This window comes from Streptomyces sp. UG1 (assembly GCF_049974585.1).
Taxonomy (GTDB): domain Bacteria; phylum Actinomycetota; class Actinomycetes; order Streptomycetales; family Streptomycetaceae; genus Streptomyces.
The window spans coordinates 1-13,233 of sequence record NZ_JBNGGG010000009.1; the positions used below are offsets into that span (position 1 = coordinate 1).

The following is a 13,233-nucleotide window of genomic DNA, read 5'->3' on the forward strand; positions in this document are numbered from 1 at the left end:
AGCCGTGGACCCGCCCGGCCCTCCTGGTCCGTCTGCGGATCCGCCGGGCACTCCCGAGCCGGCCGGGTGTCCACCAGACCCTGCTGGTCCGGCCGTGAACCCGCCCGCCCCTCCCGGTCCGGCCTCGAACCCGCCGGGCCTCCCCGATTCGCCCGCAGATCCGCCGACCGCGCCCAAGGTGGCCGTAGAGCCGCCAGATCCTCCTGAGCCGGCCGTGGATCCGCCCGGCCCTCCCGATCCGGCCGTGAACCCGCCCGGCCCTCCCGATCCGGACGTGAATTCCCCGGGCCCTCCAGATCCGGCCGAAGACTCCCCCGGCCTCCCGGCGCCCAACGCCCCCTCAGGCTCCCGAACCCCCACCACCGCGGCGAACAGCCCGATCAGCGCCAGCAGTTGAGCCACCGGGCCGAAGGCGCCCTCTTGTGCCCCCACCGGCTCCCCGGCCCCCACCGCCGCCGCGACGCCCGCCCCGGCGAGGGCCGCGAGTGCGATCGGCACCAGTAGTGCGTGCCTCCGCCACGCCACCACCGCCAGCGCCGGCACCAGCAGGGCGAACCAGCCGGCGATGAGCACGCCCACCACCGTCACGGCCACCGTGCCCAGCCACAGCCCCGGCAGCGGCGGAGCGGGCTGCGGCTCGTCGGGGTTCGGGGCCCGGCGGCGCCACAGCACCAGTCCGGCCAGCAGCGCGAGCGCGACCGCGCTGCCGATCAGCCCGCCCTCGTAGGTCACCGCCGGCTCGTACGACAGCTCGACCGTGCCGCCCGCGCCCGCCGGGATGCGCCAGCCCTGCTGCCAGCCGTCCAGCCGTACCGGCGTCAGTTCCTTGCCGTTCAGCGTGGCGCGCCAGCCGTCGTTGAAGTTCTCGTACATCGTCAGGTAGCTCGCCGCCCCCGACCCGACGGTCACCGCGCGCCGGTCGCCCAGCCAGTCCCGTATGCCCAGATCGCGAGGAGCGGTCGCGGCCTCGCTCACCGTGCCGCGGGTCAGCGTGACGTCGGTGAGGGCGAGCGGTCCAGAGTCACCGGCCTCGATCGAGTGGTCACCGGTCGGAAGGGACAACTGATCATCGTCCCTGCCCTGCTGGCACAGCGTCACATCCACCTGACGTCGCTCCATCAGGTCCCGTACGGTCCCCTTCACGCTCGTCTCGTACAGCGTTCCGTCCACCGACACCACCGGCCCCTGACCGCACGGCAGCGAGAACGTCCGCGAACCCTTCGGCTGCGGGGTGCGGTACCGGTCGAGGGCCGGGAGGTAGGCCTCCGTCAGACCCACCGGCAGTTGCAGGTCCTCGCCCACCATGGGGTTGTAGAGGGTCAGCGGAGCCGTGTCGGTGATGGTGATGTCGAGGCGGTCGGTCGTGATGGGCGGGAAGCGGACCCAGCCGTTCTCGTCGACCCCGGCGATCACCGCACCGTCCGGCGAGCTGATGTGCACCTCGGTCGGACGGGTGGACAGACCCCCGGCCGGCGCCAGCACCAGTTCCCCGACCGCCTGCTTGCCCGGCCAGCGCAGATGGATCGTCGGCCGGTCGCCCGCGATCCACGCCGTGGTCAGGTCGCCGTCGGTGAGGTTGCGCGGCGACAGCCCCGCGCCCAGCCGGGCGGTGGAGTCGGCGGTCGCCACGATCCGGTTCCGCTGGTCCGGCGCCACCTCGTACAGCAGCTCGTCCAGCTCCTCGCCCGCCACCGGCACGGCACTCGCCCGCATCTGGTACGTCCCCGCACCGGAGGTCGTGAAGCGCCGGTGCAGTCCGGCCTCCGTACCCGTCGGCGACAGCCCGGTCGGGTCGGCCGCCCGGGACAGGGAGACGATCTCGGCGCCGGCTGCGGAGTCCTTGGCGTCGGTGGGCAGCCGCAGCAGCCGGGTCACCTGTACGTCCGGCAGCGCGATCTCGGAGAAGCCCGCCCCGGTCAGACCCGCCCGCCGGGACACCGAGTCGGTGATCGTCAGCTTCATCCAACTCGTCTCGCCCGCAGGCGCCTTCACCGACTGCACCGACCCGTCCGGACGCAGGAACGAACTCACCGCGCCCTTCTCCGTCTCCACCCGCACCCGCGTCGGCGCCTGACGCACACCCTCCTGCGGCAGCGGCGCCACCTTGAACGACGACGGCATGTCGTACGACCCGCCCGCGAAGGCGATCCGCAGCCACTCCCCGTCCGGCGACCCCTCCGCGCCCTCGGCCCACGCCGTGTCCGGATTGCCGTCGAAGGCGTTCACCGGGTCGAACTGCGGCAGATGGAACAGCCAGCTCCCGTACGAGGACGCCGTCACCGACCGCGCCCCGCGCAGCTCCGCCACCGTCTGGTGGTCGCGGCCGCTGGTGGGCAGGATCTGGTGCGGCTTCTCGCCCGCGTCCTGGGCCGCGTCCGGCGCGTTGCGCTCGTCGCGGGTGTACGTGTACGACGTGTTGGCGTTGACCAGCCCGAACCGGGTGTCCGCGCGCCGCAGCCCGTCGCCCACCACCTGCACCGGCGGTGAGCCGAGACCGGGGTGGTTGTCACCGGTCAGCACCGTCGCCCGGCCGCGCAGTTCGGACGCCAGCGGCAGCAGCGCCTCCGGGCCGCCGGAGACGACGGCCGTGTCGGCGACCGGCTGAAGCCCGGCCTGGTGCGGACGCGGCACGTCCTCGCTCACCGGCTGGTAGATCTCCACCGCCCGCTGCCGTGGATACAGCCCCTCCACCTGGAGCGGGGTGTCGGCGGCGATCCGCCCGCCGGTCATCACCGGCCCGAGGCCCGTCACCCGCTCGTACCCGGACTGCTCCAGGGTTCGCTTCACCGTCGTCGTGGGCACGGAACCGATCTGGTCGGGATCGAGGTCGTTGCGGACGACGACGTAGTACACCCCCGCCCGGCTGAGGAAGTCGGCCAGCCCGGGCACCTCGCCCCCGCTCGTCAGCGCCTGCTCGACGGCGTCCATCGCGCGCCGGTTGCCGGGCGTGCCGAAGGGCACGTAGTCCCGCTGCGCCCAGCGCGAGTCGGCGAGCACGTCGAGGGGCTGGTCGATGGTGGAGCCCCAGGTGTAGATGCCGTGCGCGGTGGCCGGGACGACCAGGGCGCGGGCGTCGGGGGAGTACTTCTTCATCCAGTCGGCCGTGGCCTGCCAGTACTTGGGAAGCTCCTTGAAGGAACCCGGGCTGAGGATCGAGCCGTTGAGATACGGCCACATCAGACCGGGCAGCACCAGTACGGCCACGGCCAGCGGCGCGAACCGCCGCCCCCGCACCGGCCGCGCCCCGCGCGCCTGGGCCGCCACGCCAGCCAGATGGGCGAGCCCCAGCACCAGGGCGAGCGCGAGCCCGGTCTGGAACTTGTAGATGTTCCGGAAGGGAACCAGCCCGCCGTCCAGCCAGTCCTGCACCACCCCGTGGAAGGGCGCCCCGAACTTCCCGCCGTACCCGGCGAGCAGAATCAGCGCGACCGTCACCACGGTCAGCACCAGCCACCGCCGCTCCGGCATGTCCCGCCGTGCCAGCCCCGCGAGCCCCAGCCCGGCCGCGAGCGCCGAGCAGACGATCACGATCACCGAGGAGGCGACGGTCCAGCCGGCCGGCAGCCAGGCGTCCCCGAAGTGCAGATAGGCGACCCAGTTCCCGGCCCCGCGCAGGGCCTCCGTCGCCGCCATGGTCTCGGTCGTGGTCTGCGAACTCTCCACGTACGGAAGGAAGTTCTCGCCGTACGCGCCGAGCAGCAGCAGTGGGATCACCCACCAGGCGGTCGCCAGCACGACCCCCGGCACCCACCACGCGATCAGCTTCCGCTGCCGCGGTCCGGGCGGCCGGGACAGCAGATACAGCCCGACGGGAAGCAGCGAGGCCAGCGTCGAGGCGGCATTGACACCGCCCATGAAGGGGATGACCAACGCCGACCGCAGCGCGGCGACCCGCGCCGCGTACCGCTCATCGGTCAACGGCAGCAGCACCCACGGCAGAAACGCCCCCGGCAGCGCGGCGGCCGACGTGGACCCGACGACGATGGTGAAGACGGGCCACAACGCATACACGACAGCCGCCACCAGCCGCGACCGGCCACTGCCCACCCCCAGCCGCTCGGCCAGCCGCAGCGCACCCCAGAAGGCCACCGACACGATCAGAGACAGCCACAGCCGCTCCGCCAGCCACACCGGCAGCCGTACGACATCGGCCAGCCAGTAGAACGGCAGCATCGGCCACAGATAGCCCGAGTACTGGTTCTGGATCCCGCCGAAGCTGCCCTCGTCGGACCACAACTGCCCGAGATCGGCGAAGAACTGCCCCGGATCGACGGTCACACCCAGCTTGGTGTCGAACGTCTGCCGCCCCGGCTGCACCGCCAGCAACAGCACGAACACCACGGCCCAGAACCCCAGCAGCCAGCGCCGCGACCGCGGCCCCTCCGGCGGGCCGGAGGCGGGCGCCGAGGTGGGCACGGCTGCCGGGGGAGGAGCCTGGACCGTGGTCGTCGTCATGGTGGACACCGCCGGAGGATGAGGAGGAGGTTCCAGGTGGCGAACTCACGGACGCCGGGCGCCTTCACGACGGCCTCCGCGAGGAACGGCCAGTAGCGGGAGCGCGCGGAGACGATCTCGACGTCGTCACGGGCGCGGACCTGCCGCAGGGTGCTGCCGATGTGCACGGCGAAGAGGTTCTCGCCGAGGGTGTGCTTGGCGTCCCGTCCGGTACGCCGCCGATAGCGCGCACGGGCCCGCTCGGCACCGAGGTAGTGCCAGGGGGCCCACTCATGACCGCCCCACGGGGACAGCCAGTTGGTGAACGACACATAGATGAGCCCACCGGGCCGGGTCACCCGCGCCAACTCGCTCAGGAACGTCTGCGGATCGGCCACATGCTCCAGCACATTGGAGGAGAACGTGACGTCGGCGACCCCGTCCCGCAGCGGCAGCAGATACCCGTCGGCGACAACGGCCGCCTCGGGAGGCTTCTCACCGAGCTCCGCCAAGTCCGGTTCGAAGAGATAGCCATGGGCACCCCGCCGCCGGAACTCCTCGGTGAAGTACCCACTACCACCACCGACGTCCACGACGGTACGTCCGCTGACGGGTCCGTCGTAGGCCTCGACTTGGTCGGCGGCGTCACGGGCGAGAAGGGAGTAGCAGGCGTCGGGGTCGTCCTGTTCATGCAGGAAGGCACGGAAGAGGGTGACGGAGCGGCGGAGAGACGGATCCTTGAAACCCCGCGACGGCGATGCCGGATAGGGGCGCAGGGAACTGCGCGACCAGCCACGACGGACCCGCAGCCGCGCGACAGCCTCACCAGCACGGCGTTTAGGCGTCACGGCGCCCCACCACGTCGCACCGCTTCCGCCGCGACGGCCCGAAACTGTCTCACCGTCCGATCCCAGCGATAGCGCGCAGCCCGATCCCGAGCCGCCTTGCCCATCAACTCCCGGTGATGTCCCGACAGAGCGAGCGTGCACCACGCAGCCGCAAACGACGACTCCCCGCGCGCGAGCACTCCCGTCTCCCCGTCCACGACGGAATCCCGAAGCCCAGGCACATCAAAGGCAATCGTCGGCGTCTCCCGAGCCGCGGCCTCGGTGACGACGAGCCCCCACCCCTCCACGGCGGACGGATGAAGCAACAGCCACGCCGCACACAGCAGCCGATGCTTCTCCGCTTCCGAGACATGGCCGACGAACTCGACACCGGACCCGGCGAGTTGCTCCAACCGTCCCCGCTCGGGCCCGTCCCCGACAATGAGTAGCCGCCCGCCGGTCACCGGCCGCACCCGCTCCCACAACCGCAGCAGCAGATCGATCCGCTTGTACTCGACGAGCCGCCCGACGGCGGCGAACAGCGGCTCGGGGGAACGGTCACCCAGGAGCCCGGGTTCCTCCACCCCGTTGTGCACGACCCGAATCCGGTCCCGCTCGACCCCGATCGCCCGCAGCGCATGCGCGGTGGACGGAGAGACGGCGACCAGCAGCCCCCGACGCTGCGCACCCGTCAACGCCCAGTGCTCCAGTCTCCGTCCGATACGAGCAGCCGGGGCCAGAGGCCCCCCGAACCGCATCTGCCAAAGATCGGTATGCACATGGTTGACCAGGCACAACGTCGGCCCGCGATGCCACATGGGCGCGAAGTACGGCACCCCGTTGCAGACCTCGACCAGCAGATCGCAGTCGCCGACCTGACGGGCGAAGGCGGATCTCGCGCGCAGATAGTGATCGTACGAGCCGCCCGCCGACACGACCCGGTAGTCGCGGTAGGCCGCGGGACCCCCGCACAGCAGGGTCACCTGGTGGCCGAGCCGGGTGAGGCCGTCGGCGAGGCGGTCGACCAGCAGCTCGGAGCCGCCGGCGGAACGATTGCCCAGGTCACGGTGGGCGAGAAAAACGATTCGGCGCGGATGTGGGGGGTGCGCCGGGGAGTGCTGCTGCTGCGGCGCCCAGGGGAGATCGGCGCGCAGCGGGGATGGCACGTGCTGGGGCATGGGTGCTCCAACTCGTCTCAGGGTGCGGAACACAGTGTGGGGGAGGGAGGGTTTGGGTTCCTGTGGGGGAATTCGAAGGTTCCTTGGCTGGTTTCGGTCGTCTTGCGTGGGGTGTGGACAGGCTGTGTCCGGGTGGGGTTGGACAGTTTTCGCCCAGCCGTTCGCCACGGCTACTCACCGGCGTGACAATTTCCGGCTTTGTTAGAGCTGACGTCACGTCACATTGTGAGTGAGGGCTGGGGCATCTCGGCAGTATCGGGTGATTCCGGCTGCTTTCGGCCTCGTACCACCAAAACGCCACCCACCACCGCAAGCGCGAATCCCGCACCGGCGGCCCCGATCGGCAGGATTTCGCCCACCAGCCGCAGCAGCCCGCTGTCCCGCTTCGCCTGCCGTACGGCCTCCTTCTGCGTGGCCGTGGTGAACGCGATCTTCTCGCTGTCCAGCAGCACCGCCGCGTCCTTGTCGCCGCCCGGCGCCCGCAGGGTGCGGCGCGGGCCGGTCTGGGCGTAGATCACGCGTCCCGTGCGCTGGTCCACGACCAGCTTGAACCCGTGGTTGGAGTACCACTCCTCGGCCAGCACCTGGGCGCGGTTCGGCTCGTCGACGAGGGTGCCGGGGACGAGCCGGGTGCCGACCTTGCGGGGCGCGACCGTGGCGGTGAACCGGTAGCCGGTGTACCCCTGGATCTTCTCCGTGCCGTCGTAGCGCATGGTGACCGTGGTCCCACCCGTGTTGTCCCACCACTGGTAGGAGCGTTTCTGCACGTCAAAGGGGAACTTCAGATAGGCCTCGCCCTCGATGTACGGCTTCTCGCCACAGCAGTGCACCGGCCGGGTGGTCCTGCGGTCCATCACCCAGCGGTGCGGGGCGAAGTCCAGCGCGTCGTGCGGATCGGCGGCCGGCAGCGACTTGTCGGTGTCGACGGTGGTGATCACGTCCCACACCGCGTCGCCGCTGCGTTCGCTCGCCGCGACATCGCCGCGCACCCGCTGGGTGACGGTGATCGTCTGGTCCGGCACGGTCTCGATCTTCTCGGTGTCGAAGACACTTCCGGTGCCTTTGTAAACGGCTGTGGTGTCGATGTCGATCGGGTTCACGGCGGCACGCGGGGTCACGTACCAGGCCAGCATGGGCGCCAGTACCAGCAGAAATGTGCCGAGGCCCAGCAGGATCAGCGAAAGGGGAGAGGCTGTACGGCGCATCCGGCACTCCTGGGGGATTGACGCATGGTCAGTGCACGTTCGATCTACGTTCGGTGCACGGTCGTTGCCTGGCCGTTCTTGGGCCGGGAACCGTAGGCGCCCATTGACGGAGTGTCAATGTCTTGACGGGCTGACACAGCTTGTCGAGACTGGGCCCACAGGCAGGGGTCGGGCAGGCGACACCGGGGTGGGGACGACTCCGGACAGAGAGGCTGACCCTGCGATGTCCAGACCGCTCGCCGCCGCGCTGACCGTCGCGCTCGCCGCCGTACTCGCGGTGGGTGCCGCGCTCGGTGTCGTCGCGCTGCTGGAAGCGACGCCCGACCAGCCGAACACACCCTTGATCACATACGAGCAAGCCGGCCAGGGGAGCTGACCGTGGCCGTCACCCGCTCCCCGGCCCCCGCCGCCGTGGCCCGCTCGGCCTGGCACGACGTGCCCCGCTACCAGGTCCGCCGCTTCGCGGAGCTGGCCATGGCGGACGCGCCGCACCTCGCCGAGCAGATCCTGCACGAGATCCAGCGCGAGTACCCGCATCTGCCGGTCGTCCTGAACGAGTCGGGCGAGCCGATGGCCCTGGTCGGCATCCGGCGGGCGATCGAGGTCTTCGTCCAGCACCTGGAGACCTCCGAGGGCCGCCCGACCGTGCCGCCCGGCGTCTTCCAGGAGTTCGGCCGCGGCGAGGGCCGGGGCGGCCGCTCGCTCGACTCCCTCCAGGCCATCTACCGGATGGGCGTACGGCTGGCCTGGCGCCGCTTCGCCGAGATCGGGCAGCGCGTCGACATCCCGCCGCCCGCGATGTACGAGCTGGTGGACGCGGGCTACGAGTACCTGGACGGCCTGGTCGACCAGTCGGTGCGCGGCTACGCCGAGGCGGCGGCGCGCCAGGCGGGCGAGCGGCTGCGCCTCCAGCGCCGGCTGATGGAACTCCTGCTCGCCGAACACCACCGGGGCGACCCCGCGGACGCCCTGTCGGAGCGCGCGGCCCGGATCGGCTGGCCGCTGCCCGAGAAGGTCGCGGTGGGCGTGCTGCTGCGCCCGGCGCGGGAGGCGGTGGCCCCGGCCGTGGGGCAGGGGGTGCTGCTGGACCTGGAGTACGAGCAGCCGCGCATGGTCGTACCCGAGCCGGACGCCGCCGGCCGCCCCGAGCTGCTGCACCGGGCGCTGGCCGGCTGGGCGGGGGCGATCGGGCCCCCGGTTCCCCTCGCCGACGCGGCGAAGTCACTGCGCTGGGCCGAGGCCGCCGTACGCCTGATGGAACGGCGGCTGCTGCCGGCCGGCGAGGTCCTGTACTGCACCGAGCACACCGAGGCACTGGTCCTGCTCCAGCCCGAGGAGTTGATCGACGATCTGGCGGTGCGGTGCCTGGCACCACTGGAGCACTGCGGTCCCACCCACGGCCGACGGCTGGCGGAGACGTTACTGGCGTGGCTGGAGACCAGGGGCGGGGCGCCGGAGGTGGCGGCCCGCCTGGGGGTGCATCCCCAGACGGTCCGCTATCGGCTGCGCCAGATCCGGGAGCTGTGGGGCGAGGAGATGGACGACCCGGACCGGCGGTTCGAGCTGGAGCTGGTGTTGCGGGCGCAGCGGTTGAGAGGGGTGCTGGGGGAGGCACACCGCTAGTCGGTCCAACTGCGCGCCGCAGCAGTCGCGGGCCGGGGCCGGTCGGCGTCCAGGCCCATCCGGTACAGGTGCAGAACGTTTCGGGCGGCGTTGTGGGTCAGCGCCTTGGTCGTTTCAGGCTGCCTGACGTGCGCGCTCGGCGTTCACCGGCCTGTGTGCGGCCGACCGCTGCCTTCGGCCGCGTCGCGTCAGACCCCAGGGCTTGAGGATCGAGATCACCGTCATGAACACATACGCCGACAGCGACACGATCGGGCCCATCATCAGGTCACCCGGATCGGGCAGCGGCTCGCCCGCGGCGACGGCGCTGACGGTCGTGCCCAGGCCGGGGCGCAGGGCGAAGGCCGTGGCGGCGGTCGTGGCGAGGGTCAGCCAGAACTTGATGTAGACCCACCGGTGCCGCGCCAGCCCCCACTGCGTGCCCAGGGACAGCACGAGTCCGCTGAGCAGGGTGAGGAACGCGAGGGGGAGCAGGAGCCAGTCGGCGAACAGCTTCATCGCCCGCACGGACGCCTCCACGGTCACCGCGGACCCGGTCGCGCCCGCGGTGATCGCGAGCGCGAGCAGCCCGACCGTGAGCCCGAGCCAGCTCGCGGAGGCGACGACATGGACGACGAGGACCACCCGGCGGGCGGGGCGGCTCAGTTTCTTGGCGGATGCGGAGGACGCAGAGGACATGGAAGACATGCACAACACCGTGCCGGGCACGAGCGTCGAGCACGTCTGACAGCGGGAGTAACCCCGGATACTGACGTCGGCGTACATGACCATTGCCGGGAGAAACCGAATTTGAGTAGCCTGTGTTCGTTATTCCGATCGGCTGTTGAAATCTCGAACGCAGCTACTGATACCCAAGGGAGGGGGCCGGACGTGGGACGCCTCGTACCAGCCGTGACCCGGGCTCTCGACATTCTCGAGCTCTTCCTCGACGGGGACGGCACGCTCTCCGCCCCTGACATCGTGCGCAAGCTCCAGCTTCCGCGCACCACCGTGCACGAGCTGGTCACCACACTCGCAGCCCGGTCGTACATCGTCCAGGTCCCGGGGCAGCCGGGACGGTACCGGCTGGGTGTACGGCCGTACCAGCTCGGCAGCCGCTACGCCGAGCAGCTCGACCTCGCGGCCGAGGGGCAGCAGGTCGCCCGGTCCGTGGCCGAGACCTGCGACGAGACCGTGCACGTGGCGATCCTCGAGGGCACCGATGTCATCTACATCGCCAAGGTCGACTCCACGCACGCCGTGCGCATGGTGTCCGCCGCCGGGCGCCGCCTGCCCGCGCACTGCACGTCCGTCGGCAAGATGCTGCTGGCCTCCCTTCCCGAGCCGGAACTCGGCTCCCGTATCCCCGACGACGCCGATCTCGTCGCCATGACACCGAACAGCATCACCGACCCCGGCGCGCTGCGCGAGGCCCTCGCCACGATCCGGCAGCGTGGGATCGCCGTCGAGAGCCGGGAGTCCAACCCGGACGTGTCGTGCGTGGCCGCGCCGGTGAAGGACCGTACCGGGCAGGTCGTCGCCGCCCTCTCCATCTCCGTGCCCATGATCCGCTGGAGCGACGAGCGCCGCGTCGAGCTGGAGCAGCTCGCCGCCAAGGGCGCCGCGGAACTGTCGGAGCGGCTCGGACACCGGAGCGTGGCATGAACACTCGCTATGACGTCGCGGTCCGGGCCGAAGCCGAGCTCGGCGAGGGGCCGACCTGGGACGCCGACCGGGGGCTGCTGTTGTGGATCGACATCCTGGGGAGTCGGATCCATACCTTCGACCCCGTCTCGGGGCGGCGCGGCGTCCGTACCACGCCCCAGCACGTCGGCGCCGTCAAGCCCCGCGCGGGCGGCGGGCTCGTCCTCAACCTCCGGGACGGCGTGGGGCTGCTCGACCCCGACGACACCTTCCGCTGGCTGCACCACGAGCCCGTCCCCGGCCGCCGCGCCAACGACGCCGCCGTCGCCCCCGACGGCGCCCTGTGGGCGGGCACCATGCGTTACGACGAGGCCCCGGGCGGCGGGACGCTGTCCCGGCTCACCGGTGCCGGGGCGGTCGACGTCGTTCTCGACGACGTGGCGGTCAGCAACGGCACCGGCTGGAGCCCGGACGGCAGCCTCATGTACTACATCGACTCGCCCACGCGGCGTATCGACGTCTTCGACTACGCGGACGGGGGCGTCACCGGCCGCCGGCCCTTCGTCGAGATCGAGGACGGCGCCGGGTTCCCCGACGGGCTGACGGTGGACGCCGACGGGTGCGTGTGGGTGGCCCTGTGGGAGGGCTCGGCCGTACGCCGTTACACACCGAGCGGGGAGCTGGACCGGGTGATCGAGCTTCCCGTGCCCCGGGTGACCGCGTGCGCGTTCGCCGGGCCCGGACTGACCGACCTGTACATCACGACGGCCCGGGTCGGACTGGCTGCGCCGCCTCCGCTGTCGGGCTCGCTGTTCGTCGTGCCGGGGGCGGGCAAGGGGCTGGCACAGCCCGCCTTCGACGGCTGACGGGGGGAATCGGCTTCGGGAGGCGAGGCGCCGTATCCCAGGTGGCCTCGCCTCCTTCTCCTCCTCGTCAGGTGCCCGTCCGGTCCAGGTCCCGCAGGATCTCCCGTTCCTGCTTCGTCAGCGGGGCCCCCTCCGCCGGCGGCAGCGGCGGACCGTTCAGCGTCGCCAGTACCGTCGACGGGCGCAGCAGCCGCGTCGGCCCCGTCGTCATGCTCGTCACGTCCCAGACCGCCGACGCCGCCGGGTACGAGCCGGTCGCCGTGCGGATCATGCGGCGGGTGTACGCCGTGACCAGGCGGTCCGCGAGTCCGGGCGAGCCGCCCCGGGTGCCGGGGTACCAGACGTCCTGGCTGACCGCCATCGTCCACGCCCCGTCCACCGACCGCGCCGCCGTCCGCTGTACCCGCCGGGCCAGTCCGGCCCCGGTCAGTCCCGCCTCCCGCACCTCCCGGGCCAGCACCTGCGCGCCCATCGCCGCCACCGACATGCCCTGCCCGTACGCCGGGTTGAAGGTGGCCAGCGCGTCGCCGAGGACGACGAAGCGCTCGGGCCAATGGCGGGTCTTCTCCAGATAGCGGCGGTGGTTGCTGGTGCTGCGGCTGACGTGGACGTCGGTGAGCGGCTCGGCGCCGGAGACCAGTCGGCCGACGATCGGGTCGGGCAGGTCCAGGGCGTAGCGCAGGAAGGCGTCGGGGTCCGCCGGCGGCTCGCCGCCGCCCCGGGTGCCGGCGAGGCTCACCATCCAGCGGTCGCCCTCGATGGGCAGCATCATCCCGCTGCGGCCGGGGCGGCCGAGGTAGGGGTTGGCCTGCACTATGGTCAGCGGGAAGCGCGCGGCGCCCGCGGGGGTGCGGTAGAGGCGGGTGGCGTTCACCAGGCCGGCGTCCACCGTCTTCTCCCGGACGTCCGAAATGCCCAGCGCCGCCAGCCATGTGACGGCCCGTGAGCCACGTCCGCTCGCGTCCACCACGAAATCGGCGGCGAGTTCCTCCTCCCCGGCGCCGGTCGAGATGCGCAGCCCGGTGACCCGCTCGCGCGTGCCGGTCAGCTCCAGTGCCTGGGCCTTGCGCACGTGAACCCCGGTGTTGGCCAGCACCGCCACCCGTATCGCCCAGTCCAGCAGCGCCCGGGTGCAGGTGAGCATGTGCGGCCCGGGATGGCGCCAGCGCCGGAACCAGCCCTCGGGGGTGAGGGCGACCATGCCCGAGCCGAGCGGGATCTCGTGCGCGCCGGCGGCGAGCAGATGCCCCCGCATGCCCACGCCCGGCACCAGGTCCTCCATCGCGGCCAGCCCGCCGGCCATCAGCAGATGCGCGTGGCGTCCCTGCGGCAGGCCCTTGCGGTGCTCCGGCCCGTCGGGCAGCTCGTCCCGGTCGAGTACGACGACCTCGTCCGCGACGGTGGACAGCGCCGCCGCGGCCAGCATGCCGGCCAGTCCCGCACCGATGACGACAGCTCTACGCGACATGGGTTCCTC

The 13,233-nt window shown here is 71.8% G+C and carries 10 protein-coding genes; 4 read left to right on the forward strand and 6 right to left on the reverse strand.

Going from position 1 to position 13,233, the window contains the following annotated elements; genetic code table 11:
* From ACP4J3_RS11940 to ACP4J3_RS11955, 4 genes are all read right to left on the reverse strand, one after another.
* Positions 1–4,455: alpha-(1->3)-arabinofuranosyltransferase domain-containing protein (locus ACP4J3_RS11940; RefSeq protein ID WP_426533259.1), on the reverse strand; the 4,455-nt coding region annotated here is incomplete at its 3' end.
* Positions 4,452–5,210, reverse strand: a complete 759-nt coding sequence (locus tag ACP4J3_RS11945) for a class I SAM-dependent methyltransferase (protein ID WP_426533627.1) — start codon at positions 5,208–5,210, stop codon at positions 4,452–4,454. The genes ACP4J3_RS11940 and ACP4J3_RS11945, both read right to left, overlap by 4 nt.
* A gap of 68 nt (positions 5,211–5,278) precedes the next feature.
* Complete coding sequence (locus ACP4J3_RS11950) at positions 5,279–6,439, reverse strand: glycosyltransferase family 4 protein (RefSeq protein WP_426533261.1); 1,161 nt, start codon at positions 6,437–6,439, stop codon at positions 5,279–5,281.
* A gap of 218 nt (positions 6,440–6,657) precedes the next feature.
* Complete coding sequence (locus ACP4J3_RS11955; protein ID WP_426533263.1) at positions 6,658–7,644, reverse strand: DUF3068 domain-containing protein; 987 nt, start codon at positions 7,642–7,644, stop codon at positions 6,658–6,660.
* 223 nt (positions 7,645–7,867) lie between these two features.
* Here ACP4J3_RS11955 and ACP4J3_RS11960 point away from each other — a divergent pair, with 223 nt between their 5' ends.
* Together ACP4J3_RS11960 and ACP4J3_RS11965 are read left to right on the forward strand one after the other, a co-directional pair.
* Positions 7,868–8,020 carry a hypothetical protein gene (locus ACP4J3_RS11960; RefSeq protein WP_426533265.1) on the forward strand — a complete coding sequence of 51 codons (153 nt, stop codon included), beginning with the start codon at positions 7,868–7,870 and terminating at the stop codon, positions 8,018–8,020.
* Between the two features lie 2 nt (positions 8,021–8,022).
* On the forward strand, positions 8,023–9,267 hold the full coding sequence (locus ACP4J3_RS11965) for a PucR family transcriptional regulator (RefSeq protein WP_426533267.1): 1,245 nt from the start codon (positions 8,023–8,025) through the stop codon (positions 9,265–9,267).
* Between the two features lie 114 nt (positions 9,268–9,381).
* On the opposite strand, the gene ACP4J3_RS11970 is transcribed toward ACP4J3_RS11965, so the two are convergent.
* Positions 9,382–9,954 carry a DUF2269 domain-containing protein gene (locus ACP4J3_RS11970; protein ID WP_426533269.1) on the reverse strand — a complete coding sequence of 191 codons (573 nt, stop codon included), beginning with the start codon at positions 9,952–9,954 and terminating at the stop codon, positions 9,382–9,384.
* Positions 9,955–10,137: 183 nt separating this feature from the next.
* Here ACP4J3_RS11970 and ACP4J3_RS11975 point away from each other — a divergent pair, with 183 nt between their 5' ends.
* A complete protein-coding gene (locus ACP4J3_RS11975) occupies positions 10,138–10,911 on the forward strand; it encodes an IclR family transcriptional regulator (RefSeq protein ID WP_426533271.1) in 774 nt (257 codons plus the stop codon).
* Entirely contained in the window at positions 10,908–11,756 is an 849-nt protein-coding gene (locus ACP4J3_RS11980; RefSeq protein ID WP_426533273.1) for an SMP-30/gluconolactonase/LRE family protein, read from the forward strand. The genes ACP4J3_RS11975 and ACP4J3_RS11980 overlap by 4 nt, the downstream gene beginning before the upstream one ends.
* 67 nt (positions 11,757–11,823) lie before the next feature.
* On the opposite strand, the gene ACP4J3_RS11985 is transcribed toward ACP4J3_RS11980, so the two are convergent.
* Positions 11,824–13,224, reverse strand: coding sequence for an FAD-dependent oxidoreductase (locus ACP4J3_RS11985; protein ID WP_426533275.1), 1,401 nt, complete (start codon positions 13,222–13,224; stop codon positions 11,824–11,826).
* Between the last annotated feature and the right edge of the window lie 9 nt (positions 13,225–13,233).

Bases quoted from the DNA above. Each gene is read 5' to 3' on its own strand.
- ACP4J3_RS11970 (WP_426533269.1), bottom strand. From the start codon at position 9,954: ATGTCTTCCATGTCCTCTGCGTCCTCCGCATCCGCCAAGAAACTGAGC.
- ACP4J3_RS11950 (WP_426533261.1), bottom strand. From the start codon at position 6,439: ATGCCCCAGCACGTGCCATCCCCGCTGCGCGCCGATCTCCCCTGGGCG.
- ACP4J3_RS11955 (WP_426533263.1), bottom strand. From the start codon at position 7,644: ATGCGCCGTACAGCCTCTCCCCTTTCGCTGATCCTGCTGGGCCTCGGC.
- ACP4J3_RS11960 (WP_426533265.1), top strand. From the start codon at position 7,868: ATGTCCAGACCGCTCGCCGCCGCGCTGACCGTCGCGCTCGCCGCCGTA.
- ACP4J3_RS11985 (WP_426533275.1), bottom strand. From the start codon at position 13,224: ATGTCGCGTAGAGCTGTCGTCATCGGTGCGGGACTGGCCGGCATGCTG.
- ACP4J3_RS11980 (WP_426533273.1), top strand. From the start codon at position 10,908: ATGAACACTCGCTATGACGTCGCGGTCCGGGCCGAAGCCGAGCTCGGC.